Origin of the sequence: Streptomyces malaysiensis subsp. samsunensis (assembly GCF_024519315.1) — a bacterium.
In the GTDB taxonomy this organism is placed as follows: domain Bacteria; phylum Actinomycetota; class Actinomycetes; order Streptomycetales; family Streptomycetaceae; genus Streptomyces; species Streptomyces malaysiensis.
Map to the genome: position 1 here is coordinate 92,935 of NZ_JANIIC010000021.1, position 24,727 is coordinate 117,661.

Genomic DNA, 24,727 nt, shown 5'->3' on the forward strand with positions numbered 1-24,727 from the left:
GCGAGGGGGACCCACTCGGCCCGGCCCACGGCAGGGCCGGGCCGCGTCGTCTCCCGGCCCCGCCCAAAGGGTGCGCCGGACGTGTCGGCCCTGCCCCGGCTGTCGCGCGTTCCAGGGGATACGGCCCGGCCCTATCCCCTGGAACGGGATACGGCCCGGCTGGAACGGGATACGGCCCGGCCGGCCGTCGCCCGGTCAGTGCTCCGCCGTCGCCCGGTCAGTGCTCCGCCGTGTCCCAGGCGCTGCCCAGCCAGCCGCCGTGGCTGTCGAGGAGGGCGACGAGGGCTGCGGTCACACGGTCGTCCCACCCGTCCGTCACGACCTTCAGCTCGAAGGCGGTTCCGGGGCCGCTGTGGAAGTCGAGGACGACCCTGCGGTCCAGCCGCCATCTGATGCGGCGCGGGGTGCGGGCCGGGTCGCCTCCGCCGTTGAGGACGCTGGCGATCACGATCAGCAGTTGGAGGGGCAGGAACAGCCACCAGACACCCCACCAGACCGGCCGCCCCTTGAAGCCGACGGCGGGCCGGGAGCCGGTCTGCTGGACGGTCCAGCGGGCGCGGAGGCCACCCTTCATCGCGGGGCGTCGGATGACGAGGGCCAGGGGTTCACCGGCGGCGCCCAGGACTTCGTACGTCGCGGGCCCACCCTTGGTGGCCGACTTGGTCGCCACCTGCGCGAACACCTGCCCGCGATGAGGGTCGGCCCAGAGGGTGAACGCGCGGGTGCCCTCCTTACCGGCGGCACGGTACTCGGGGAGCCCGCCGTCGGGTGGGTTCCGCCGCTCGGGGAAGGCCAGCGGGCGGCTGGTGCGGCCGCGGCGTGCGGGGCCGTCGGAGATCCGTATCGTCCAGGGGACGCCGCCTTCCGCGGACTCGTCCTCCTCCCCCACGGTCCGGCCGCTCAGCCATAGGAAACGTGCCATCCCCGTACTCCCCCGTCCGCAGCCTCCGACGCCGTGCCGGGCGGAGCCTACCTCTGCCCGTCCGGAGAAACGCGCTCGCCGTCGGCCGCGGCGCGTGCGTACGCTCGCCGCATGAGCAGCGAGACGACGCACCGGCCACTGGTGGCGATCCTCAGCGGGGCGGGCATCTCCACCGACTCCGGGATCCCCGACTACCGCGGTCCGCAAGGGCTGTGGCGGCGCGATCCCGAGGCCGAGAAGCTCGTGACGTACGAGTACTACATGACGGACCCGGAGATCCGGCGCCGCTCCTGGCTGATGCGGCGCGACAGCGAAGCGCTGCGCGCCCGGCCCAACGGGGCGCATGAGGCCGTCGCCCGGCTGGAGCGCTCGGGGGTGCCGGTGCGGGTGATCACCCAGAACGTGGACGGGCTGCACCAGATCGCCGGGATGCCCGCCCGCAAGGTGCTCGAACTGCACGGCACCGCGCGGGCCGTGCGGTGCACCCACTGCCAGGCGCGGTCCGGGATGGCGGAGGCGCTGGAGCGGGTCGCGGCGGGCGAGGCGGATCCGGTGTGCCGGGAGTGCGGCGGGATCCTGAAGTCGGCCACGGTGATGTTCGGGGAGAGCCTCGATCCGGACGTACTGACCGAGGCGGTCGCGGTAGCGCGGGCGTGCGACATCTTCATCGCGGTCGGCACCAGCCTCCAGGTGCAGCCCGCGGCCTCGCTCGCCGGGCTGGCCGCCGAGCACGGTGCCCGGCTGATCATCGTCAACGCCGAGCCCACGCCGTACGACGGGCTCGCGGACGAGGTCGTCCGAGAGCCCATCAGTGTGGCGCTGCCTGCTGTGTTGGAGCGGATCGCCGGTGGGGAGGGGGGTTGGTAGGGCGGCTGATCAGTGGTTTGGCAGTTCGATAGCTCAGCAGCTCGGCAGCTCGGCGCCTCGGCATCAGAAGAGGCCGGGCAACTGCTGGCCCGACTCGAACTCCAGCAGTCGGCGCTTGCGGTCCAGGCCGCCGCCGTAGCCGGTGAGGCTTCCGGTGGAGCCGACGACGCGGTGGCAGGGGACGATGATGCCGACCGGGTTCTTGCCGTTGGCCAGGCCCACCGCGCGGGACGCGGTCGGCTGCCCGATGCGGTCGGCCAGCCGGCCGTACGACCAGGTCTCGCCGTACGGGATGCGCCGCAGCTCGGCCCAGACGCGGCGCTGGAAGGGCGTGCCGTCCAGGTGCAGCGGCAGGTCGAACTCGGTCAGCTCGCCCGCGAAGTAGGCCGTGAGCTGGCGGAGAGTCTCGGCGAACGGGGTGTCGGCCGGGTCGCCGGGCGCGCCGAAGGTCTCCTCGGGTGGGCGGTGGCGCTGCTGGACCATGTAGAGGCCGGACAGTTCTGTGCCGGTGGCCACGAGGGTGAGGGGGCCGTAGGGGCTGTCGATGGTGGTGTGGGTGCGGGGCATGGGGTTCCTCGGCGGGGTTTGGGTGCGGGGTGGCGGCTTACCGTTGTGCCGGGCCGTTGTTTTGTTGCCGGGTGCGGGGCGGTCGGGGCGGCGGCTTCCCGTTGTATCGGGCCAGCGTCTCGTTGCCGGGTGCAGGCCGGTGGGCGCGGCGGCTTTCCGTTGTGCCGGGCCACCGTCTCGTTGCCGAGTGCGGGCCGGTGGGCGCGGCGGCTTTCCGTTGTGCCGGGCCACCGTCTCGTTGCCGAGTGCGGGCCGGTGGCCGGTTTGTGCCCACCCGTTCCGCCCCGCGGAACGATTGCCCACAAACCGGTGCGTCGCCCGGCCGGGTGCGTAGCAGCAGTCCGTCGTTTCGTTGCCGGGTGCGGGCCGGCAGTCCGTCGTTTCGTTGCTGGGTGTGGGGTGGTGGGTCGTCATGCTGCGGGGAGGCGGTTGATGGCGTGGGCGGGGTCCGTGGCCCATAGGTATTGGACGGCGTACGCGCGCCAGGGTCGCCAGCGTGCCGAGTGGCGGGTGAGGGCGCCGGGCGTGGCGGGCAGCCCCAGTTCGGCGGCGGCGCGGCGCACCCCGAGGTCGGTCGGGAGGAAGGCGTCCGGGTCGCCCAGGGCGCGCATCGCGATCACCTCGACGGTCCAGGGGCCGAGCCCCGGCAGCGCGCCCAGGCTCGCGCGGGCGTCGTCCCAGTCGCTGCCGACGCCGAGCGCGACCCGGCCCCCGGCGAGCGCGCCGACCAGCCCGGTGAGGGTGGTGCGGCGGGTACGGGGCATGGCCAGCTTCTCGGGGTCCAGCCCGGCGAGGGCCTGGGCGGACGGGAAGAGGTGGGTCAGACCGCCCGCCGGGTCCTCCACCGGCTCGCCGTGCGCCACGACCAGACGCCCCGCGTGGGTGCGGGCGGCCGCCGTGGACACCTGCTGCCCGAGCACGGCGCGCACCGCGAACTCGTCGGCGTCCACCGCGCGCGGCACCCGCCGCCCCGGTGCCTTGTCGACCAGCGGGGCCAGCTGGAGGTCTGTACGCAGCAGGTCGTCCACGGCGGCCGGGTCCGCGTCGAGGTCCAGCAGCCGCCGGCAGCGGCTGATCGCCCCGGCCAGGTCACGGAGGTCGGCGAGGGAGAGCTGGCAGGCGATGTGGTCCGGCCTCGGGCGCAAAGTGACCACCCCGGGCCCGTACGGCAGCCGCAGCGTGCGCCGGTACGCGCCGTCGCGCCACTCCTCGACACCGGGGACGGCGGTGGCGGCCAGGTGCCCGAAGAGGTTGTCCGGGCACAGCGGCGCACGGAACGGCAGCCGCAGCGTGAGCGCCCCCGGCACGCTGGCCCGCGGCCCGCGCCGCGCCCGCTGCCGCAGCTCGGTCGGGGCGAGCGCGAAGATCTCCCGTACGGTCTCGTTGAACGCGCGGACGCTGGCGAACCCGGCCGCGAAGGCGATGTCCGCCATCGGGAGCTCGCTGGTCTCGATGAGCAGCCGCGCGGTCTGCGCACGCTGCGCCCTGGCGAGCGCGAGCGGGCCCGCGCCGAGCTCGGCGAGCAGCTGCCGCTCGACCTGCCGGGTGCTGTAGCCGAGCCTGCCCGCCAGGCCAGGCACCCCGTCCCGGTCCACCACTCCGTCGGCGATCAGCCGCATCGCCCGCGCGACGAGGTCGGCGCGCTCGTTCCACTGCGGCGATCCGGGGCTGGCGTCCGGACGGCACCGCTTGCAGGCCCGGAACCCGGCCTGCTGGGCGGCCGCCGCGCTGGGGTAGAACCGCATGTTCTCGGGCTTGGGTCCGACCACCGGACAGCTCGGCCGGCAGTAGATCCCGGTGGTCACGACGGCGATGAAGAACCACCCGTCGAAGCGGGCGTCCTTCGCCTGTGCGGCGCGGAGGCACCGGTCGGTGTCGGTGTGCATGCGTCCAGCATCCGTCAGCGGGGCGGGTACGTTCTCGCGGGAATCCGACATCGACCTTGCCCGGGGAGTGCGCCATGGGCCTCGCCCGGGGAGTCCGACGTCCGCCTCGTCCGGGGAATGCGACATCGACCCCGCCCGGGGAGGCCGCCATCCACTTCGCCCAGGGATTGCGGCATCGACCCCGCCCGGGGAATCCGACGTCCACTCATCCGGGGATTGCGGCATCGACCCCGTCCAGGGAATCCGGCATCCACCTCGCCCAGGGACCCCACCATCCGCCTCGCCCGGCGGCGCCCGCCCGCGCCCGCCCAGCGCGACCGCGCCACGCCGGCCGCCCCGCGTCCGTCTCGCCCAGGGAGCCCGACGTCCACCCCGCCCAGGGACCCTGCCATCCGCCATACCCGGCGGCGCCCACCCGCACCCGCCCAGCACGACCGCGCCACGCCGGCCGCCCCGCGTCCATCTCGCCCAGGGACCCCGGCACCCACCTCGCCCAGGGACCCCACCATCCGCCACACCCGGCGGCGCCCACCCGCACCCGCCCAGCACGACCGCGCCACCTCGCGACACCGCCCCGCGTCCGTCGTTCCGGCGGTGTTTGGTGCGAAGGGGCAGACCGGGGGCCTGATGATCGGCATGATGAGGAATGTGACGGAACACCGTGAGATACCCCTGGCGAACGGCACGACCGTACGGCTGGAACTGGCCCCCGTGGGGGAGCCCTCCCCCGAGGACGCCTACGGCGGCGTGGGGGGCGTGACCCCGGTGGGGCGCAGGGCGCGGGCCGCGGCCACGCTCGCCAACGCCGGTCTGGGCGTCATCCTCGAAGGGCTTGGGTCGGTACTCCAGGAGGTGCACGACGCCGTCCGCTCGACTCCTCATCCGCCCGAGGAGTTCACCGTGCAGTTCGGGGTGCAGGTCGGCCAGGACCTCAAACTCGGCATCGTGGGCGCCAACGGCAATGCCAACTTGACCATTTCGGCCACCTGGAGGCCCTCGGCGGAATCCGGGCCGACGGTGCCGACGGTGCCGCCGCGGCCGTCCCACTCCAGCCCCACGGCCTGAGCCCATGGGGTGGTTCCACGCGCACGGGTCCTCGTCGCGGCCCGCGGTGTCCATTCTCGCCAAGGCCGACGGAAGACCGGCGGGCGCGGGCGTCCTGCTGCCCCGCCGCCACCTGCTGACCTGCGCCCATGTGGTCAACAGCGCCCTCGGAAAGGACATGCTGGCCCCGGATCACCCGGGCCCGATCGCCGTTTCCATACGGCTGCACACACCGGAGCACACCGTAGAGGCCGATGCCGAGCTGACGGTCTGGATACCGCCGCGGACCGACGACGGCGGCCTGGGCGCCTTCGAGTGGAACGGCGACCTCGCCGTACTGCGGCTGACCGGGGCCCTGCCGACCGCGGTCGAACCGCCGCGCTGGCACCCGATGGCCGAGCGCCAGCTCGTACGGGCCTGGCACGGCAGCGGTGAGCCCGGAGTCTTCGCCGATGCCGAAGTGAGCGAATGCGACGGGCGGTTCGGCTACTTCGACGGGGCCGAACGCACCCTGGACATCGAACCCGCCTACAGCGGTGGCCCGTTGTGGTCCAACGAGGAGAGCGCCGTCGTCGGGCTCGTGACGGCGAAGCTCCGCGTCCGGGGAACGCTGCGCCGCGCGTGGGGGATTCCCTGGCAGCGCGTCACACGCGAGCTGGACGACGCCGGGGCGGGCCATCTGCTGCCCCGGCAGCCCGCGGAGGACATACGCGACCACCCGGCCTACGGGGAGCTCGTCGCCCTGCTGGACGGGCCGCTGGCGCTGTCCGAGGGCTGGACTCGCTGCTGCCGGACGGTCGCCCGGCAGTGCGGCCTCGGCCATCGCGCCGACGGTCTGCCCTCGGCCGACGAGTTCGCCCATCTGCTGCTCACCCGGGCGCGAGCCCTGCCCGCGCTGGTCGAGGCGGTACGCGGCACGGCGGGCCCGGTGGCCGACGACCTCCTCGCCGTAGGACGCCGTCACGGGCTGCCCAAGCTGCTCTCGCCGGGCGAGCACGAGCGGCTGCTGGTCCAGCTGCGCGCCCTGTCCGCGACCGCGGCGGCCGGTGTCCCCGGGGCCGTAAGGGCGGCACTGCCGCTGGCGGCGCTGCCCACGGCGCTGCTCACCGGAGGGGACGGCGGCCACGGCTGTGACGGCGGGGTGGGCGGTCACGGCCGCCATGACGTCAACGGCGGGCAGCACGGCGAGCGGTTCGAGGCGCTCATCGCCCACCTGGAAGGGCTGCACGGGGACAGCTCGCCGGCCGACGACGGCGCCATGGCCGTGCCGGGGCTGCTGCGGGCCGTGGAGTTCGTGGCCGCGGGATGCTGTCCGGCGGACCAGGGCGCCGCGCTGCGGCGGTGGAACGCGGCGGTCGCCCGTCGCCTCGGCGTCCATGACGCCGCCCTGATGGACCGTCGCCACGACGCCGGGCAGTGGGCCCGGAGCGCCTCCCGGGGCGCCGCGCCCCGGGTGGTGGCGAAGCTGGACCCCTGCGGGCCCGCATCGGGCGGCGGCACGACGACGGCGGCGCGCGAGGAGCCCGAGCGCTATCGGCTGCGGCTGTGGTGCGACGACGGGGACGGGCTGCGCCAGATGTCGGACGACAGCGAACGGCCGCGTGGCGCCGAGGAGGTGGCCCAGGAGATCTTCGCCGCCGTGGGCTCGCTCCGTCGGCCCGACCCCTCGGGGCCGCGGCCCGTCATCGAGCTGATCGTGGACCGGGACGCCCTGGAGGTGCCCGTGGACCGCTGGAAGGCCGCGGGGCCGGGGGCGGTGCTCCCCATCCGGCTCGGCACCCCGTACCCCCTGGTCGTCAACTGCCCCGAGCTGCGCGAGCTGAACGGCGGCACGATGCTGGACCAGTGGCGGGAGCGCTGGACCCGGCTGGACGCCGAGGAGCCCCTGCACATCGACGACGCCACGGCCCCCGACCCCGAGGCGGTGTGCGGTCTGGTCATGGAGCGGCTCACCGCCCGGGTCACCATCGATGTGGCGGCCCACCGGCGCACCGGTGTGGTGCAGATGTGTCTCGCCGCGGGCGTTCCGGTGGTGCTGTGGGACCGCAGCGGGGAGCCGGAGTCCCCGGCGGTGCGCCACGCGGCGGGGATGAACGCCCGTGAACTGCCGGAAGCGGTACGGATCTACCGCACGAAGACCATGCAGAGGCCCGAGGAGTACACCGGGCGGCCGGTGCTCGCCTGGGCCGACGCCGGGCGGGCGCTGCCCCGGCTGGACCTCGCGGATCCCACGGAGTGACGGTGAGACGCGATGGCGGTGAGACGCGATGACGGCGGGACGCGGGGAGGGCGACGCGTGGGGAGAGTGAGGCGTGGTGACGGGACGTCAGGAGGCGTGCGATGTCCGCTGAGGCGGACCGAGAGGGAGGTTCCCCGATGAATCCACCGGAGCGGGACGACTGGCGGCTGTTCCGGGGAGACGGCGTGCCCCGGCATATGGAGATGCCACCCGCCCCGCCGTGGCGCCGCTTCGGCGGCGGGGAGCGGCCATCTCCCGAAGGGGAGCGGCCATCCCCGGAGGGGGAGCAGCCATCTCCCGAGGGGGAGCGGGCCGCCCCCGGCGAGGAACGGGCCGCCCCCGGCGGGGAGCAGGCGCCGCCCGCTTCCGGCCGGTCGCGCCCGGCGCCGTATCTCATCGCGCCCGAACACGCGGACGTGGTCAACGCCGCCCTCCATCTGCGGCGTCCACTGCTCGTCACCGGCAGCCCGGGGACCGGCAAGTCCTCGCTCGCGCGGGCGATCGCGCATGAGCTGGATCTGGGCGAGGTGCTGCGCTGGCCGGTCAACAGCCGTTCCACCGTGCAGGACGCGCTCTACCGCTACGACGCGATCGGGCGACTGCGCGAGACGGCCCTGCGGCGCGACCGCGACGAGGCCGAGCCCGACATCGGCAGCTTCGTACGGCTCGGGCCGCTGGGCACCGCGCTGGTGCCGGGCGAACGCCCCCGGGCGCTGCTCGTCGACGAGCTCGACAAGGGCGATGTCGACCTGCCGAACGACCTGCTGACCGTCTTCGAGGAGGGCGAGTTCGAGATCCCCGAGCTGGCCCGGCTGCCGGAGGACCAGTCGGTGGTGGAGGTGCTCACCGAGCGGCCGGGCGAACGGGCCACGGTCCGGCGGGGCCGGCTGGTGTGCGACGAGTTCCCGGTCGTGGTGATCACCAGCAACGGCGAACGCGACTTCCCGCCCGCCTTCCTCCGCCGCTGCGTACGTCTTGAGCTGCCCACCCCCGACGAGGGGCGGCTGCGGGCGATCGTCACCGCGCATCTGGGAGACGACGCGCTGGAGGAGGTCGATCAACTGCTGGACACCTTCCTCCGTCGGCGCGCGGCGCGTGAGCTGGCGACCGACCAGCTGCTGAACGCCGTGTTCCTACGGGCGGGCGGCATGGACGTGACGGCGGAGGGGCTGCTGGAAGCGGTGCTGCACCGGCTCGGCGGGGCGGTGTGACACATGGTGGGGGGCGGCACCGGGCGGTTGGGACGGCTTGACGAGGCGATGGCGATCCTCACCGCCGGCGGTCTCGAACTGTCCAGGGAGGAGCTGCTCGACGCGCTCTGGCTGGCCGGGCGGCTGCCCGAGGACGGCCCGGAGCGGGCGCCTCTGGCCCGCGCGGTGGCCCGCGGCGGAACGGCACTGCCCGCCACGCGCCCCGAGCCCGCCCGCCCCGCCGCCACGGCCTCAACGGCCGCACCCGTACAGCAAACCGAACAGCGGTCCGCCCAGCCGACCGCCCTGCCGTCCGAGCCCGCCCGTACGCCGCGGGCCAACGGCTCCGTACTCGGTGCCCAGCCGTCCGCCCCCGCGAAGCGGCAGCCGGACGGTCCGCGGGACCAGCGCCACGGCCTGACCCCTCCCCGCGACGATCGCCAACTGCGCGGTCTGTACGGCGGAAGCCAGGGGTCCGGTGCGGGCGGTGCGGAGGACGCGGCCGCCGACGCGCGGCGCGCGCTGCCGCTGCGCGTGCCCGAGGACAAGGCGCTGCACCAGGAGCTGTCCATCGGCCGCGCCCTGCGCCCGCTCAAACAGCACCGCCCCAATCCGCTCAGGCGGGAGTTCGACGAGGCCGCCACCGCCACGGCGCTCGCCGAGACCGGACTGCCGGACGTGGTGACCCGCCCCGCCCGCGAACGCTGGCTCGATCTCGCGCTCGTCATCGACGACGGGATGTCGATGCTGCTGTGGCGGCGGCTCGCCGTCGAGCTGCGCACCGTGCTCCAGCGCTCGGGCGCCTTCCGCGTCGTCCGGGTGCTGGGCCTGCGCACGCGCGGCGGCGACGCACCCGCGCTGCGCGCCCGGCCCTACGCCCCGGACGCTCCCCTGCTGCCCACGACGGCGCTGTCCGACCCGTCCGGGCACACGCTGGTGCTCGTGGTGAGCGACGGGGTGGGGGCCGCATGGCGCGACGGGCGGATGGGCCAGGTGCTGGCGCGCTGGGCGGGGGTCGGCCCCACGGCGGTGGTGCACGCGCTGCCGCCCCGGCTGTGGGAGGGGTCCGGGATCCGGGCGCGGCGCTGGCAGGTGCGGACCCGTAGACCGGGCTCGGCCAATACGGACTGGACGGTCGCGGACCCGGTGCTGCCCGCCGCCCTGGCGCGGTTCGAGGGGGTGCCGGTGCCGGTGCTGGAACCGGACGCCGGACCGCTGGCCGACTGGGCCCGGCTGATCGCCTCCGCGAGCGGTACGGCCGTCCTGCCGCTGCTCGACCCGGGGCGCGGCGGCCCCCGCCCCGCCCTGGCCGCCGCCCCGGGCCCGGCCGATGAGGTGGGCCGTGTCCAGCGCTTCCGGGACGCGGCGTCCCCGGAGGCGTACCGGCTGGCCGCCCATATGGCCGCCGTGGCCCCGCTGCCGGTGCCGGTGATGCGGATGGTGCAGAAGGCGGTGGACGGCCGGACCGACACCGGTCGTCTGGCCGAGGTGTTCCTGGGCGGGCTGATGCTGCCCGTCGAACCGCCCGCCTCGGCGGGGCAGGACCCGCTGCCGCCCGAGCACCGGCCCTTCACCTTCACCGACGCGGCCCAGCGGGCGCTGCTGGGCGCGGTGCCGCTGGCGGAGCTGGTCTCGACCAGTCGGCTGATCGGCCGTCGTCTTGAGCAACTGGCGGGCCGCTCACCGGACTTCCCGGCCTGGCTGGCCGACCCCGGCGGCAGCGACCGGCTACCGGCAGACGCCCGGCCCTTCAGCGCGGTGGAGCGACGGCTGGCGGCCCGGCTGGGGGCTCCGCCTCGGCCGTCGGTGTTCACGACGCCGACGGCGGCGGTGCGGTGGCGCCGTCTGGAACCCGGCGATCCGCACACGCTGGGTCCGTACCGGCTGACGATGGCCGGACCACCGGGAGCGCGGCTCACTCCGTATCTCGGCCAGGACGCCTACGACGCAGAGGCCGTCCTCCAGACCGCCCGCCATGCGCGGGGAGAGGCCGCCGCCGCACTGCTGGACGTGCAGGCGGAGGCGCTGCGCCGGATGGACGGCCGCTATGCCCGCCGTCTGCTGCGCGAGGGGCTGACCGACGACGTTCCGTGGATCGCGGAAGAAGCCTTCATCGGGGAACGGCTGGACTACGTCCTGCGCGGCTACGCCGAGCAGTGGGAGGACCGGCCGGACGACGCCCTCCTCGCCGGCCCCGAACGCTGGGACGGGCATACCGCCCTCGCGCTCGCCCGCAAGGTCGCGGACGCGGTGCGGACGTCCGAGGACGCGGGGGTGGTCCACGGCGACCTCAGCGTCAGCACCGTGCACATCGCCGGTGAGGACATCCTCCTGACCGGCTGGTCATCGGCCGCCATCGACGGGACGCCGTCCCCGGCGTCCGCCGGTGGCCGCCCACCGGCCCCCGAGGACAACGTCAAGGCGCTGGGGGACATCCTGCTGTGCCTCGGCGGCGGGGCACAGGCGCGTCGGCCCGCCCCTGGTCTCTACTTCATGCCGCGCTGGAGCAGCGCCGTCTGGGAGCCGCTCCGCGCCGTGGTGATGGCGTGCCGGGAGAATCCCCGCCGCCACACCGCGTACGGGATCTGGGAACTCCTTATGGACTTCCGGCCGGACGCCGCGCCGCCGCGGACCCGCGCCGAGCAGCCCTCGCCCCGCGCCCGCCGCCCCCTATTCCGTCCCGGGGGCCCCCTCGCTTGCTCGCGGTGCGGCAACCCACTGGAACCGGACAACCACTTCTGCGACGGGTGCGGGGTGGATCTGTACAGCTCTCCGCCGGTGTCGGCGCCGCCCGGCTCCGCTCGCGCTCCCCGCACGGAGCCGGGGAGCGCTCTGCCGTCGGTCGACGGGTATCGGGCCTACCGCAGGCTGGGCGGCAGCCAGGGGCGGGACGTCTATCTGGCCCGTCGGCCGGGCGCGCAGCGCGAAGTGGTGATACGCATGGCCCCGGGCGCCGGCCGGGAACTGCGGGCCGAGGCGGAGGCGCTGCGGCGGATGTCCGGGCATTACGCCCCCCGCCTCTTCGTCGATGCCTCGTCCTCCAACCCTCCGTGGCTGGTGATGGAATGCGTCCGACTCCCTGACGGCTCACCGGCCCCACCGCTGTCCTCGCTCCTCGGCCGGGAGCCCGACGGCTCGTCCAAGTTGGACCCCGTGCACGCCGCCACCATCGGCCTCCGCCTGGCCGAGGCGGTGAACATGTGCGCGCTCAAGGGCGTCGTGCCCGGGACCCTTACGCCGGACACCGTGCTCGTCACCGACCGCACGGTAAAACTCATCGGCTGGACCGACGCGAACCTCAACGACCGCCTCCCGGGAGCTCCCACCCCCGCGGACAGCGTCTACGCGCTGGGCAAGATTCTCCGCGCCCTGAGCGACTCGCAGCCGACCGCGCGGCTCTCCCAGGCCGGAGCCCTGTGGCAGAACCCCCTCTCGATCATCTCCGCCTGTCTGAACGAACAGCCGAGCAAGCGGCCGTCGGCGAGTCAGGTGGCGGACGTCTTCGTCAAGTCCCTGCCCACCGTGCGCGCATCCGCCCATACGCCGTACGAGGCCGAGACCCCGGCCGCCACTCCACCGCCGGACGGGACGCCGGACGCCGAGCCCGCCCCCACGATGGCAGCCGAGCCGCCGCCCTCTCGCTCCACACGCTCCCGCCTGGCCGCGCTCGTGGGGCTCGGCGGGCGGTCGGCCAAGGCGGAGCAGCGGCAGCGCAAGCTGGACCTCATCCGTACGCCGCTGCCGTCCTGCCACCGCATCGCGGTGATCAGCCCCCCCGTGAGTGCCGGGCGCACCGTCACGACCCTCACCCTGGGCGCGATCCTCGCGGGCGAACGCCAGAACGAGGTCATCGCGGTGGACGCGATGCCCGGCGGTGACACCCTCAGCAGCCGAGTCGATGCCCGGTCCGATTGGACCGTCCACAAGCTGGCCCGCGCCGACCTCCCCGGCGATGATGCCGACTCCATCCGGCGCTTCACCTCGCGGCTGCCCTCCGGGCTCGAGGTCCTCCTCGGAGACCCCACCCCGATCAGTCTCGTGGGCCGGGCGGCCCCGATCGACGACACGGAGTACCGCCACGTCATGGCCCTTCTGGCGAGGCACTACCCGATCGTCCTCAGCGACTCGGACACCGGCGCACTCCACGGCAGCATGCGGGGCATCCTCGATCTCGCCGACCAGTTGATCATCGTCACCACTCCCTTGGTGGAGCACATGAGGAGCGCGCACCGGACCCTGGACCGGCTGGCCGAGGACGGTCACGCGGATCTGGTGCGAGGCGCCATCACCGTGGTCAACATGTCGCACGACGTGCCCTGGACCCATTACTACGAGGGCCTCACCGCGGGGTTCCGGGACCGCTGCCGCGGCGTGGTCGTGGCGCCGTACGACGAGCATCTGGTGTCCCGGGGCGAGATCGACCTCCGCCGGCTCGCGTCCAGGACCCTCGACGCCTACCTCGACCTCGCCGCCCTGGTCGCGGAGGGGTTCCCCGGGGCCGGGGACTGAGCGGTCCGCGAAGGGCTTATCCTCTAGGCCATGTCGTCCGCCGATTTGATCCGCATCGTCTCCCGCTCCTCCCCCATGGCCCTCGCCCAGGTCGAGCGGGTCCGTACCGAGCTGGCCGCGCTGCGGCCGGGTGTCCGTACGGAGGTCGTGCCCGTCACCACCTCAGGCGACCGGTGGATGGGCGATCTGGCGAAGCTGGGCGGCAAGGGGGCGTTCACCAAGGAGGTGGACGCCGCGCTGCTGGCGGGCGAGGCGGATCTCGCCGTGCACTGCATCAAGGACGTGCCCGCCGACCGCCCGCTGCCCGCGGGCACGGTCTTCGCCGCGTACCTCAAGCGGGACGACATCCGCGACGCCGTGCTGCACCCGGGCGGGCTGCCCCTCGACGAGATGCCCGCGGGGACCCGGATCGGCACCTCGTCGGTGCGGCGCGTGGCCCAGCTGGCCATGAGCCATCCGCATCTGGAGTGCGTGCCGATGCGCGGCAACGCCAACCGGCGGCTGGAGAAGCTGGACGCGGGCGAATGCGACGCCCTGATGCTGGCCGTCTCCGGACTGGAGCGGATCGGCCGCACGGACCGGATCAGCGAGATCCTGTCGGTGGAGACCATGTGCCCGCCGATCGGGGCCGGGGTGCTGGGGCTCCAGTGCCGGGAGGACGACACCGAGACGATCGAGGCCGTGGCCGGGCTCGGCGAGGCCGGTGTGTGGAAAGAGGTCACCGCCGAGCGGATGCTGCTGCATGTGCTCCAGGGGCACTGCAACTCGCCGATCGCGGGATATGCCAGGGCCGAGCGCGACGGTCGGCTCTCGCTGCGCGCCCGGGTCTTCAGCCCGGACGGCAAGACGGTGCTGGACGCCCACGAGTGGGCGGGCCCGCTGGACCCGGCCACCCTGGGGACGTCGGTCGCGGTGGCGCTGCTGCGGCAGGGCGCCCGCGAGGTCATCGACACGATCCCGCACTGAGCGCTGAGCACTGAGCATCGAGCGCTGAGGTGGCAGCCGTCCCCTCCCGGGGTCCCGGGGGCTCTACCGCCCCCGCAGCCTCCGCCAGACCGCCCGCGCCGCGTGGTGGCCGGACATGCCGTGGACACCTGGCCCCGGTGGGGTCGCGGAGGAGCACAGGAAGACCGCCGGGTGGGCGGTGGCGTACGGGACGCGGGCCAGCTTGGGCCGTATGACCGCCTGGATGCCCTCGAAGGCGCCGCAGCCGATGTCGCCGTCGATGTAGTTGGCGTTGCGGGCGGCGAGTTCGGGCGGGCCGGCCACCGCGCGGGCCAGGACCAGATCGCGGAAGCCGGGCGCGAAGCGCTCGATCTGACGCTCGATCACCTCCGTGGCGTCGCCCCTCCAACCGCTGGGCACATGGCCGTACGCCCAGAAGGTGTGCTTGCCCTCCGGGGCCCGGGACGGGTCGAGGAGGGTCGGCTGAGAGGTGATCAGGAACGGTACGGAGGGGTCCCGGCCGTCGACGGCGGCCCGCAGCGCCGCGCCGATCTCGCCCGAGGTGGGGCCGATATGGACGGTGCCCGCGCGCCGGGCGTCGGGCGCGGTCCAGGGCACCGGACCGGACAGCGCGTAGTCGATTTTGAAGGCGCCGGCGCCGTAGCGGTAGTGGCGGTAGGCGTTGCCGAGACCGGCGATACGGGCCAGGGCGCGCGGTGAGGTGTCGAAGATGTACGCACGGGCGGGCGGCAGCTCGTCGAGCCGCTTGACCTCGGTGGAGACATGGATCTTCCCGCCGTGTTCGCGCAGGTACGCCCCCAGCGCGTTCACGATCGACTGGGAGCCGCCGCGCGGAATCGGCCAGCCGACCTCATGGGCCGCGACGGCGAACATCAGGGCGGGTCCGCCGGTGGCCACCGCGCTGGTCGGCGCGATGGCATGCCCGGCCAACCCGGCGAACAGGGCCCGCGCCTTCTCGTCGCGGAAGCGCAGCGGACCGGCGAGCAGCGAGACCGGCAGCAGCGCATGCAGCCCGAAGCGGGCCCAGGTGATCGGGTCGCGGGGCACCCCGTCCCAGTGGGTGCGCAGCATATCGGGGGCGAGGGTGGCCCAGCGGCCGAGGTAGGGCGCGATCAGCCGGCGGTAGGTACCGGCGTCGCGCGGGCCGAGCGACATGGCCGTCTCGCCGACCGAGCGGGCGAGCACGGCGGCCGTGCCGTCCGGGAAGGGGTGGGCCAGCGGCAGTTCGGGGTGCAGCCACTCCAGGCCGTACCGGGCGAGCGGCATCCGATCGAAGGCCGGGGAGCCGATGGCGAGGGGGTGCACGGCGGAACAGGGGTCGTGCCGGAAGCCGGGGAGGGTCAGCTCTTCGGTGCGTGAGCCCCCGCCGATGGTGTCCGCGGCCTCGAAGATCTCCACCGCGCAGCCGCGGCGGGCGAGTTCGACGGCCGCGGTCAGCCCGTTCGGCCCGGCACCCACGACTACCGCGTCGAGCATGGACGGCACATGGCCCCCTCGTCCTTGAGGAATCGTTGGAACGATCAGCCGGCGGCGGCCAGCAGGTCCAGGATATGCCGAACGGCCGCCTCGTCCCTGGCCGCCGTGAAAGGAAGGGCATTGCCCCCGGCGATCCGGAACGGCTCGCCGCCGAGCGTGGCCTGCGCCCCGCCCGCCTCTCCGACCAGCAGCAGCCCGGCGGCGTGGTCCCAGGCGTTCTCCCAGGTGAAGGCGACGGCGTCGAGCAGCCCCCGGGCCACGTTCAGATACTCCAGACCGGCCGAACCGCAGGGGCGCACCTCAACTCCCGGCGCCCGCAGGCTCGCCAGGGTGCGCTTCTCCGCGTCGGTGGTGAAGTCGAAGTGGGAGACGGCCACGTGGAGGGGCGCGCCGGGCTCGGGGGAGCCGCAGTGGATCGGCTCGCCGTTGAGCAGCGCGCCCCCGCCCCGGCGGGCGATCGCCATCTGGTCGAGCACCGGGGCGTAGGTCCAGGACGCGAGGAGCTCTTCACCCTGCGCGAGGGTGACCAGCGTCGCGAAACCGGGGTCGCCGTGGACGAACTGCCGGGTGCCGTCGACCGGATCGACGATCCATACGGGCGCGTCGCCGCCGAGGTGGCTGAGCACGGCCGGGTCGGCGTGCACCGCCTCCTCGCCCACCACCACGGAGCCGGGCAGCAGCTTGGTGAGGGCGTCGGTCAGACGCTCCTCGGCCTGCCGGTCGGCGATGGTCACCAGGTCGTGCGGGCCGTTCTTCTCGACGATCTCATGGGCGGCGAGCTGCCGGAAGCGCGGCATGACCTCGTCGGCGACCGCCATGCGGATCGCCTCCTCCACCGCGCCGAGATCACCGGCGAGAAATTCATCGATCATGCGTTCATCGAATCATGCCTCTGCGACGGCAGATGGCACAGCGGCTGACGTGCGGTGTCATCGAGGTGAAGGGAGCGATCGCCGCGAAACGCCCGGATCCGCGTTTCGCCCGGCATCGCGGTCCACCCCCTCGATAGGGGGAACGGGCGGGCTGCCGGGCGGGGTGCCGGGCGGGCGGTCACGGCACGCGTTCGGCGGGCTGCCGGGCGGTCACGGCACACGCTCGGCGGGCTGGTCGGCGGCCGGTTCCGGGCTGGGCTCCGCCGGGTGGCGGGTCCGGACGCCGGTGGTGAGCAGGCCCAGCGTCACGATGGCGAGGCCGCATCCGGCCATGATCGCCCAGCCCAGATGGCTGGCCCCGGGGAATCCGGAGCCGAAGGGGCCATGTACCCGGGCGGTGGAGACCGAGCCGAGGACGGCCACGCCGAGGGCCGCCCCCACCTGGCGGCCGGTGGAGGTGACCGCGGCGGCCACCCCCGCCTGGGAGCGCGGCATCCCGGAGACGGCGGAGTAGGTGAGCGGGGCGTCGAGCATGCCGAAGCCGATGCCGAACGCCACATAGGCGATGACGAGGTACCAGATCGGGGTGTCGGCCCGCACCTGGGTCAGCAGCAGTCCGCACCCCGCCGTACCGGCACCGGCGATCACCATGGGGATGCGCGGGCCGCGGGCGCCGACGATACGGCCCGCGAGCGGTGAGGAGACCAGCGTCATGGCCGCCATCGGCAGCGTGAGCAGCCCGGTGTGCAGCGGCGAGAAGTCCTTGACGTCCTGGAGGTACAGGGCGTTCAGGAAGAGGAACCCGGCGAGCGCGGCGAAGCCGCACACCGCGGAGGCGATGGCGCCGCTGAAGGAGGGGCTGCGGAAGAAGCGGACGTCCAGCAGCGGTTCGGCGCGGCGGAGTTCATAGCGGATGAGGGTCACGGCGGCCACGACGGCAACGGTGAAGCAGCCGACGATCAGCGCCGAGCCCCAGCCCCTGACCGGGCCCTCGATGATGCCGAACGTCAGCGTCGCGAGCAGCGCGATCACCAGCAGCTGCCCCACCGGATCGAGCCTGCGCGGCCGCGGGGCCTTGGACTCGGGGACGAAGAGCGAGGTGAGGATCAGCGCGAGGGCGGCGACCGGGAGGTTGACCCAGAAGACGGCCTGCCAGCCGGTCGAGTCCACCAGCGCACCGCCGACGACGGGGCCCAGCGCGATGCTCACCCCCGCGACCGCGCCCCACAGCCCGATCGCCCTGGCCCGCTCCCTCAGATCGGTGAAGGTGTTGGCGATGATCGAGACCGCGACGGGGTTGAGCATGGCGCCGCCCATGGCCTGGACCATCCGGAAGGCGATGAGCGAACCGGTGTCGGAAGCCAGCCCGCACAGCAGCGACCCCAGGCTGAACAGCAGCAGCCCGCTCTGAAAGGTTCTGCGCCTGCCGAACCGGTCGGCCATGGAGCCGGAGAGCATCAGCAGGCTGGCGAGCACCACGGTGTAGGCGTCCACCGTCCACTGGAGCCCCGAGGGCGTGGCGTCCAGGTCCTTCTGGATGGACGGCAGGGCGAGGTTCACGATGGTGGTGTCGAGGCCCACCATGAACAGGCTGATACAGCAGATCCCCAGGATCAGCCACTTGTGGCGGTCGTGCGGCAGCGGACGGCCCCGTCCGCTGTCCGCGTGGTCCGGGGCGGCTGGGCTCGTGGCGCCGACCATGGTTCGCCTCCTGATCGGGGCGGGTCATGCCCCGGCACACGGGCCGTTACGACCTCCGCATCGAAACGGCCCGTCCCGCCGGGGGTGTCCTCGCCTGGTTCCGGACTATGCCTTGCGGCCGGTGATCACGACGGTGTCCGCGCCGAGGGGCAGCCGTCCGGAGGGCTCGATGCCCACCGCGCGGAACCACTCCTCGTACTCGGCGCCCGTGTAGACCATGCCCTCACCGGAGGCGATGGTGTGGAAGTACGCGGACAGCAGCGCCGCCCGCTCGGGTCCGGTGCCGTCGTCGTCCTGGCGCGGGGTGACCACGTAGATCCCGCCGCCGGGCGGGAGGGCGCGGGCGGCCTTGGCGAGGAGCGCCTGGACCCGCTCGGGGGACCATATCTCCAGGAAGTGGGCGAAGAGCACACCGTCGCAGCCGGTCGGGAACTCGTCGTTGAATGCGTCGAGGCTCACCGCTCGCACCCGGTCGGCCAGCCCGAGCTTCTCGACCTTCTCGTTGGCGGCCGTCGCGATCGAGGGGAGATCGCCGATGGTGATGCGCAGATCCGGCCAGCGGGCGGCGAAGTTGGTGGCGTTGATGGCCGTTCCGCCGCCGACGTCCAGGAGATGGGCGCACCCGGAGAGGTCCAGCTTCTCTCCCAGTTCGGCGCCCACGAGCCTGCTCACCGAGGACATCATGGTGTGGAATGTGGCTTCCAGTTCCGGATTTTCGGCGAGCCGCCCGTAGAGGGTGGGCGCCGTTCCCGGAATCTCCCGCCGCAAGCCGATGTTGGTGTCTTCCTTGAGGGATTCACAGAACCAGGCCATCGCCCGGTAGATACCGTGTTGTTCCCAGGGAATGTTGGAGGCGGGCGCCTCGTCGAAGTCGGCGGTCAGCGGCTTCGAGAGAGGGGTGGTGTGATAGCCGTCACCGTCCTTGCCCAAAAGCCCGAATACCGTACAGCCGAGAAGGAGGATACGAGTGGGCTGCTCCTTGAGGCCCAGCCGTCCGGCGATCTCCCGTACGGCCAGACCGGGCTCCTTCTCCACCAACGCGAAGAGCCCTAACTGGAATGCCGCGCTCAGGAACTGAAACCGATAGTGGGCCTTGTAGAGCCCTCTGAGCTCCACCTCTATCGGTACCTCGGTTTGCGTCATGCCCAACCCTTCTGTGACAAGGAGTCGTTCAGCCGACGGCACATCAGAGCACAAAATCCGAGGTGATTGTAACCATATTCGAAGGCTTCGGGGAGCGAGCGCCTTTCGCTCTCCGGCCATAGTCGGCGAGTGGCCGAATAAACGGAATTAACCCCTCCTTGAGAAAAGGCCCCTTGCCGGGAAGTGAGGCGCTTCAGCGAGAGGGTGGGCCACGGGGAGGGGGGACGGAACGGACGAGGGCCGTGCGGGGCCCGGAGGCCGGCCGGTGGTCCACCACCGGCCGGCGGGTGTCAGCCGGTGAGCGCGGGGATGACGCGCTCGCCGTACGCGTCGAGCGTGCGCTCCTTCGCGTCGTGCATCGCGTAGACGGCGAACTGGTCGACCCCCAGGTCGCGCAGCCGCTCCAGCTTCTCGATATGCGCCTCGGCCGGGCCGAGCAGGCAGAACCGGTCCACGATCTCGTCGGGGACGAAGGCCGTGTCCGGGTTTCCGGTGCGGCCGTGGTGGGCGTAGTCGTACCCCTGCCGCTCCTTGATGTACGCGGTCAGGGACTCGGGTACGGCGCCGGAGTGGTCGCCGTAGCGGGACACCAGGTCGGCCACGTGGTTGCCGACCATGCCGCCGAACCAGCGACACTGCTCACGGGCGTGGTCGAGGTCGTCGCCGATATACGCGGGGGCGGCGACGCAGATGGTGAGCGCGTCCGGATCGCGCCCGGCCTCGGCGGCCGCGGTACGCACCGCCTTGACCATCCACTCCGTCAGGAAGGGGTCGGCGAGCTGGAGGATGAAGCCGTCGGCCTTCCGCCCGGCCAGCGCGAGCGCCTTGGGGCCGTACGCCGCCATCCACACCGGCAGCTCGCTGTTCTCGATCCAGGGGATGCGCATCCGGCTGCCGTCCACGACGGCCTCCCTGCCCTCCGCCAGATCGCGGATGGCGTCGATGGCGTCGCCGAGACGGGCGAGGGTGTTGGGTCTGCGCCCCGCCACCCGCAGCGCGGAGTCGCCGCGGCCGATACCGCAGACGGTGCGGTTGCCGTACATCTCGTTGAGGGTGGCGAAGGTGGAGGCGGTCACCTCCCAGGTGCGGGTGGACGGATTGGTGACCATGGGGCCGACGATCAGCCGCTCGGTCCGGGCCAGGATCTGGCTGTAGATGACGAACGGCTCCTGCCACAGCACGGCGGAGTCGAACGTCCAGCCGTAGCCGAAGCCGTTGCGCTCGGCGCGGCGCATCAGCTCGACGACGGCCGAGGCGGGTGGATCGGTCTGCAACACGAGTCCGAAGTCCATGCTCGCTCCCTGGCTCAGCTCAGGTACTGACAGGTGTCGCGCGAGAGGAACCGGCCGTGCCCGGCGCGCCCGGTGTACTCCCGCCCGTCGATGACGGGGACACCGCGCGAGAGCACGGTCTCGACCCGCCCGGTGATCTGCTTGCCCTCGTACGCCGAGTAGTCGACGTTCATATGGTGGGTCTCGGCGGACAGGGTCTGCCGGGCCAGCGGATCGTAGACGACGATGTCGGCGTCGGCCCCGGGGGCGATGGTGCCCTTGCGCGGATAGAGGCCGAACATCCTGGCCGGGGTGGCGCAGGCGATCTCGATCCAGCGGCGGCGGGAGATATGGCCGTCCACCACGGCCTGGTGGAGCAGGTCCATCCGGTGCTCCACGCCCGGCATCCCGTTGGGGATCTTGGAGAAGTCGCCCCGGCCCAGCTCCTTCTGCCCGGCGAAGCAGAACGGGCAGTGGTCGGTGGAGACCACCTGGAGGTCGTTGGTCCGCAGCCCCCGCCACAGCGCCGCCTGGTGCTCGGCGGGCCGCAGCGGGGTGGAGCAGACGTACTTGGCGCCCTCGAAGTCCGGCTCGGCGAGGTTGTCCGTGGACAGGAACAGATACTGCGGACAGGTCTCGCCGAAAACCGGAAGCCCCAGGTCACGGGCGTGGGTCAGCTCGGCCACGGCCTCCTCGGCCGACACATGGACCACATACAGCGGGGCGCCGGCCACTCGGGCGAGCTGGATGGCGCGGTGGGTCGCCTCCGACTCCAGCAGCGCCTTGCGGACCTCACCGTGGTAGCGGGGGTCGGTCCTGCCCTCGGCCAGGGCCTGCTCCACCAGGACGTCGATGGCGATGCCGTTCTCGGCGTGCATCATGATCAGCCCGCCGTTGGCGGAGGCGCGCTGCATGGCCCGCAGGATCTGCCCGTCGTCGCTGTAGAAGACCCCCGGATAGGCCATGAACAGCTTGAAGCTGCTCACGCCCTCCCCCACCAGGAGATCCATCTCCTTGAGCGAGCTCTCGTTCACATCGGAGAGGATCATGTGGAAGCCGTAGTCGATGGCGCAGTTGCCCCGCGCCTTGAGATGCCAGGCGTCCAGCCCCTCGCGCAGGGCGTGGCCCACCGTCTGGACGGCGAAGTCCACGATGGTGGTGGTGCCGCCCCAGGCCGCCGCCCGGGTGCCGGTCTCGAAGGTGTCGGCGGCGAAGGTGCCGCCGAACGGCATCTCCATATGGGTGTGCCCGTCCACCCCGCCCGGGATGACGTACTTATCCGTGGCGTCGATCGTACGGTCGGCGGTCCAGCCCTTTGCCCACTCGTTGCCGGGCGCGGCGAGGGCGGCGACCTTTCCGTCCTCGATCAGCACATCGGCCGAGGTCTCCTCGGCGGCGGTGACGACCAGCCCGCCGCGGATCACGGTACGGGACATCAGCTCGCGCTCCTTCCGGACCGGGCGGTCCCGAGGGCGGCCTCGAGGATCTCCGCACCCTCCTCGGCCTCGGCGACGGTGAGGCTGAGCGGCGGGGCGATCCGCAGCACGCTGCTGTTGTGCCCGCCGCCCTTGCCGATGAGCAGCCCGCCCTCCCGGGCCGCCTCCAGCACGGCGGACGCGCCCTCGGGGGACGGCTCGCCGGTGCCCGGCTCCACCAGCTCGACGCCGATCATCAGCCCCCGGCCGCGGACCTCGCGCACGGTGTCCAGACCGGCGCAGGCGGCGCGCAGCCGCTCGATCAACAGCCCGCCGACCCGGCGGGCGTTGCCCTGGAGGTCGTGTTCGACCAGGTGGTTGAGGTTGGCCAGACCGGCGGCCATCGTGATGGGGCTGCCGCCGAAGGTGGAGATGGAGTTGGCGTCCAGGCAGTTCATGACCTCGGCGCGGGCGACGACACCGCCGATCGACATGCCGTTGCCGATGCCCTTGGCGAAGGTGAGGATGTCGGGCGGCCCGGAGCCGTCGTGCGCCTGCCAGCCCCAGAAGTGATCACCGGTGCGGCCCCAGCCGGTCTGCACCTCATCGGTGATCCACAGGATGCCGTGCCGGTCAAGCACCTCGCGGAAGGCGGCGAACAGCCCGTCGGGCGGCGAGGTGAAGCCGCCGACGCCCTGGATCGGCTCGGCGATCAGCGCGGCGACATTGCCGTGCGCCTGCCCGAGGATGTCCTCCAGATCGGCCACGCACGCCTTGATGAACTCCCCGTCCGACAGCCCGGCGAACGGACCGCGGGTGCGCACCGCGCCATGTACGTACAGCGTCTGGAGCGGCGACAGGCTGGTCGGCGACCAGCCGCGGTTGCCCGTGATGCCGACGGCCGAGAAGGAGCGGCCGTGGTAGCTGTTGCGCATCGCCAGGATCTGGTTGGAACGGCGGTGGGTGGTGGCGAGCAGCAGGGCCGTGTCATTGGCCTCGGTGCCGGAGGTGGTGACGAAGACCCGCGCGTCCGGGATACCGGACAGGGCGGCGACCCGCTCGGCCAGCTCGACCATGGGCCGGTCGAGGTAGAGCGTGGAGGTGTGCAGGATCCGGCCCGCCTGCTCGCTGATCGCCTTGGTCACCTCGGGGAGGGCGTGTGCGGTCATCGTGGTGAGGATGCCGCCGAAGAAGTCGAGGTAGCGGTTGCCCTCGGCGTCCCAGACATGGCGGCCCTCGCCGTGGGTGATCTCGATGGGGCGCTGGTAGTAGACGGCGAGCCAGTCGGGGAGGACGGCTTGGTGCCGTGCGTGGAGGGTGGCGTGGGGCCCGCGGCTCAGGTCGCGCTTGGTGTTTTTTGCGCCGTTGCCGTCCTTTACGTCATTGCCGTCATTCACGCCGTTGCCCTTTACGCCGTTGGCTTTTACGGCATTGCCCTTTACGGCGTTGCCATTGCCCTTTACGGCATTGCCGCCGTCGGTGTGGCCGCTCATGGCTGCACCAGCCCCTCGTAGGCGTCGGGTCGTCGGTCGCGGTAGAACGCCCACTGCTGGCGCACCTCGTCGATCAGACCGAAGTCGAGGTCGCGGACGATCAGCTCCTCCTCCTTGTCGCTGGCCACATCGCCGACGAACTGGCCGCGCGGATCGACGAAGTAGCTGGAGCCGTAGAAGTCGTTGTCGCCGTACTCCTCGGTGCCGATGCGGTTGATCGCGGCGATGAAGTACTCGTTGGCGACGGCCGCGGCGGGCTGCTCCAGCTGCCAGAGGTAGGCGGAGAGACCGCGCGAGGTGGCCGAGGGGTTGTAGACCAGCTGCGCCCCGGCCAGGCCCAGCGCGCGCCAGCCCTCGGGGAAGTGGCGGTCGTAGCAGATGTACACGCCGACCTTGCCGACGGCGGTGTCGAACACCGGCCAGCCCAGGTTTCCCGGCTTGAAGTAGTACTTCTCCCAGAACCCCTTGACCTGCGGGATGTGGTGCTTGCGGTACTTGCCCAGATAGCTGCCGTCGGCGTCGATCACGGCCGCGGTGTTGTAGTAGAAGCCCGACTGCTCGAGCTCGAAGACGGGGACGACGATCACCATCCCGGTCTCCCGGGCCAGCTCCCGCATACGCTGGACGGTCGGCCCGTCCGGCACGGGCTCCGCCCACCGGTAGTGCTCGGCCTCCTGCACCTGGCAGAAGTACGGCGCGTTGAACACCTCCTGGAAGCCGATCACCTTGGCGCCCTGCGCGGCCGCCTGCCGGGCGTAATCCTCATGCTTCGCGATCATCGATTCGGTATCGCCGGTCCAGGTGGCCTGGACGAGAGCGGCACGTACGAGGTTGGCCATGAGCAGCTCCTCAACCTGTGTCTACGCACGTAGAATCCGGCTGTGAAGAACGTAAGAGCGCACTGACCACTCTGGCAATACCGCCGCCGTTACTCAACAAAGACGATCACGTTTCGTGTTTTTTCGGGTGAGGTTGCTCGGCTGCTCGTTTGGGTGCGGGTTTCGTCTCGCGCCTTCGGCGCAAATTGAGCAGCGGGACAGGGAGTGGGGGGCGCGGGCACGTCGCCGGGCGCCGGGTTGGTGGGTGCGGGCGCCGGGGCGGCACCTGCGCCCGAGGACTGAGGCCGATGCCGGACTGCCGGCGGGTGGCGCGTGGAAATCGGCGCG

17 protein-coding genes are annotated in these 24,727 nt (G+C 72.7%); 6 read left to right on the forward strand and 11 right to left on the reverse strand.

The genetic code is table 11. From position 1 onward, the window contains the following. Positions 1 to 217: 217 nt before the first annotated feature. Entirely contained in the window at positions 218 to 922 is a 705-nt protein-coding gene (locus NQU54_RS19465) for a hypothetical protein (protein ID WP_257632145.1), read from the reverse strand. Positions 923 to 1,033: 111 nt separating this feature from the next. On the opposite strand from NQU54_RS19465, the gene NQU54_RS19470 reads away from it, so the two are divergent. Beyond that, positions 1,034 to 1,789 (forward strand): SIR2 family NAD-dependent protein deacylase, encoded by a 756-nt coding sequence (locus tag NQU54_RS19470; RefSeq protein ID WP_257632146.1) that lies wholly within the window; start codon positions 1,034 to 1,036, stop codon positions 1,787 to 1,789. Between the two features lie 63 nt (positions 1,790 to 1,852). On the opposite strand, the gene NQU54_RS19475 is transcribed toward NQU54_RS19470, so the two are convergent. Beyond that, positions 1,853 to 2,356, reverse strand: a complete 504-nt coding sequence (locus NQU54_RS19475; protein ID WP_257632147.1) for a methylated-DNA--[protein]-cysteine S-methyltransferase — start codon at positions 2,354 to 2,356, stop codon at positions 1,853 to 1,855. A gap of 410 nt (positions 2,357 to 2,766) precedes the next feature. Beyond that, positions 2,767 to 4,242: a DNA-3-methyladenine glycosylase 2 family protein gene (locus NQU54_RS19480; RefSeq protein WP_257632148.1), complete on the reverse strand. Its 1,476-nt coding sequence runs from the start codon at positions 4,240 to 4,242 to the stop codon at positions 2,767 to 2,769. A 639-nt stretch (positions 4,243 to 4,881) separates the two neighbouring features. Between NQU54_RS19480 and NQU54_RS19485 the strand changes: the two genes are divergently transcribed. From NQU54_RS19485 to hemC, 5 genes are all read left to right on the forward strand, one after another. Continuing rightward, positions 4,882 to 5,307, forward strand: a complete 426-nt coding sequence (locus tag NQU54_RS19485; RefSeq protein WP_257632149.1) for a CU044_2847 family protein — start codon at positions 4,882 to 4,884, stop codon at positions 5,305 to 5,307. A 4-nt stretch (positions 5,308 to 5,311) separates the two neighbouring features. Beyond that, positions 5,312 to 7,525 (forward strand): VMAP-C domain-containing protein, encoded by a 2,214-nt coding sequence (locus NQU54_RS19490; protein WP_257632150.1) that lies wholly within the window; start codon positions 5,312 to 5,314, stop codon positions 7,523 to 7,525. Between the two features lie 137 nt (positions 7,526 to 7,662). Next, positions 7,663 to 8,736 (forward strand): AAA family ATPase, encoded by a 1,074-nt coding sequence (locus NQU54_RS19495; RefSeq protein ID WP_257632151.1) that lies wholly within the window; start codon positions 7,663 to 7,665, stop codon positions 8,734 to 8,736. A 3-nt stretch (positions 8,737 to 8,739) separates the two neighbouring features. After that, entirely contained in the window at positions 8,740 to 13,224 is a 4,485-nt protein-coding gene (locus tag NQU54_RS19500; RefSeq protein ID WP_257632152.1) for an SAV_2336 N-terminal domain-related protein, read from the forward strand. A gap of 30 nt (positions 13,225 to 13,254) precedes the next feature. Continuing rightward, a complete protein-coding gene (hemC, locus tag NQU54_RS19505; RefSeq protein ID WP_257632153.1) occupies positions 13,255 to 14,190 on the forward strand; it encodes a hydroxymethylbilane synthase in 936 nt (311 codons plus the stop codon). Between the two features lie 63 nt (positions 14,191 to 14,253). On the opposite strand, the gene NQU54_RS19510 is transcribed toward hemC, so the two are convergent. From NQU54_RS19510 to NQU54_RS19545, 8 genes are all read right to left on the reverse strand, one after another. Further along, positions 14,254 to 15,666, reverse strand: a complete 1,413-nt coding sequence (locus NQU54_RS19510) for a phytoene desaturase family protein (protein ID WP_257632154.1) — start codon at positions 15,664 to 15,666, stop codon at positions 14,254 to 14,256. A 44-nt stretch (positions 15,667 to 15,710) separates the two neighbouring features. Then, complete coding sequence (locus tag NQU54_RS19515; protein WP_257632155.1) at positions 15,711 to 16,538, reverse strand: inositol monophosphatase family protein; 828 nt, start codon at positions 16,536 to 16,538, stop codon at positions 15,711 to 15,713. Between the two features lie 210 nt (positions 16,539 to 16,748). Beyond that, the gene (locus NQU54_RS19520) at positions 16,749 to 18,239 is read right to left on the reverse strand and encodes an MFS transporter (protein WP_257632156.1); all 1,491 of its coding nucleotides are present in this window, start codon (positions 18,237 to 18,239) and stop codon (positions 16,749 to 16,751) included. A gap of 105 nt (positions 18,240 to 18,344) precedes the next feature. After that, complete coding sequence (locus tag NQU54_RS19525; protein WP_257632157.1) at positions 18,345 to 19,382, reverse strand: methyltransferase; 1,038 nt, start codon at positions 19,380 to 19,382, stop codon at positions 18,345 to 18,347. A gap of 290 nt (positions 19,383 to 19,672) precedes the next feature. Beyond that, positions 19,673 to 20,674 (reverse strand): TIGR03842 family LLM class F420-dependent oxidoreductase, encoded by a 1,002-nt coding sequence (locus tag NQU54_RS19530; protein WP_257632158.1) that lies wholly within the window; start codon positions 20,672 to 20,674, stop codon positions 19,673 to 19,675. Between the two features lie 14 nt (positions 20,675 to 20,688). Further along, positions 20,689 to 22,089 (reverse strand): dihydropyrimidinase, encoded by a 1,401-nt coding sequence (gene hydA / locus NQU54_RS19535; RefSeq protein WP_257632159.1) that lies wholly within the window; start codon positions 22,087 to 22,089, stop codon positions 20,689 to 20,691. Continuing rightward, complete coding sequence (locus NQU54_RS19540; protein ID WP_257632160.1) at positions 22,089 to 23,561, reverse strand: aspartate aminotransferase family protein; 1,473 nt, start codon at positions 23,559 to 23,561, stop codon at positions 22,089 to 22,091. Before NQU54_RS19540 ends, hydA begins: the two co-directional genes overlap by 1 nt. Then, positions 23,558 to 24,400 carry a nitrilase-related carbon-nitrogen hydrolase gene (locus tag NQU54_RS19545; RefSeq protein WP_069867056.1) on the reverse strand — a complete coding sequence of 281 codons (843 nt, stop codon included), beginning with the start codon at positions 24,398 to 24,400 and terminating at the stop codon, positions 23,558 to 23,560. Before NQU54_RS19545 ends, NQU54_RS19540 begins: the two co-directional genes overlap by 4 nt. Positions 24,401 to 24,727: the final 327 nt, after the last annotated feature.

What these genes read in the sequence shown, in the direction of transcription:
- NQU54_RS19465 (WP_257632145.1), bottom strand. Translation starts at nt 922, where the DNA reads ATGGCACGTTTCCTATGGCTGAGCGGCCGGACCGTGGGGGAGGAGGAC.
- NQU54_RS19470 (WP_257632146.1), top strand. Translation starts at nt 1,034, where the DNA reads ATGAGCAGCGAGACGACGCACCGGCCACTGGTGGCGATCCTCAGCGGG.
- NQU54_RS19475 (WP_257632147.1), bottom strand. Translation starts at nt 2,356, where the DNA reads ATGCCCCGCACCCACACCACCATCGACAGCCCCTACGGCCCCCTCACC.
- NQU54_RS19480 (WP_257632148.1), bottom strand. Translation starts at nt 4,242, where the DNA reads ATGCACACCGACACCGACCGGTGCCTCCGCGCCGCACAGGCGAAGGAC.
- NQU54_RS19485 (WP_257632149.1), top strand. Translation starts at nt 4,882, where the DNA reads ATGAGGAATGTGACGGAACACCGTGAGATACCCCTGGCGAACGGCACG.
- NQU54_RS19490 (WP_257632150.1), top strand. Translation starts at nt 5,312, where the DNA reads ATGGGGTGGTTCCACGCGCACGGGTCCTCGTCGCGGCCCGCGGTGTCC.
- NQU54_RS19495 (WP_257632151.1), top strand. Translation starts at nt 7,663, where the DNA reads ATGAATCCACCGGAGCGGGACGACTGGCGGCTGTTCCGGGGAGACGGC.
- NQU54_RS19500 (WP_257632152.1), top strand. Translation starts at nt 8,740, where the DNA reads ATGGTGGGGGGCGGCACCGGGCGGTTGGGACGGCTTGACGAGGCGATG.
- hemC (WP_257632153.1), top strand. Translation starts at nt 13,255, where the DNA reads ATGTCGTCCGCCGATTTGATCCGCATCGTCTCCCGCTCCTCCCCCATG.
- NQU54_RS19510 (WP_257632154.1), bottom strand. Translation starts at nt 15,666, where the DNA reads ATGCTCGACGCGGTAGTCGTGGGTGCCGGGCCGAACGGGCTGACCGCG.
- NQU54_RS19515 (WP_257632155.1), bottom strand. Translation starts at nt 16,538, where the DNA reads ATGATCGATGAATTTCTCGCCGGTGATCTCGGCGCGGTGGAGGAGGCG.
- NQU54_RS19520 (WP_257632156.1), bottom strand. Translation starts at nt 18,239, where the DNA reads ATGGTCGGCGCCACGAGCCCAGCCGCCCCGGACCACGCGGACAGCGGA.
- NQU54_RS19525 (WP_257632157.1), bottom strand. Translation starts at nt 19,382, where the DNA reads ATGACGCAAACCGAGGTACCGATAGAGGTGGAGCTCAGAGGGCTCTAC.
- NQU54_RS19530 (WP_257632158.1), bottom strand. Translation starts at nt 20,674, where the DNA reads ATGGACTTCGGACTCGTGTTGCAGACCGATCCACCCGCCTCGGCCGTC.
- hydA (WP_257632159.1), bottom strand. Translation starts at nt 22,089, where the DNA reads ATGTCCCGTACCGTGATCCGCGGCGGGCTGGTCGTCACCGCCGCCGAG.
- NQU54_RS19540 (WP_257632160.1), bottom strand. Translation starts at nt 23,561, where the DNA reads ATGAGCGGCCACACCGACGGCGGCAATGCCGTAAAGGGCAATGGCAAC.
- NQU54_RS19545 (WP_069867056.1), bottom strand. Translation starts at nt 24,400, where the DNA reads ATGGCCAACCTCGTACGTGCCGCTCTCGTCCAGGCCACCTGGACCGGC.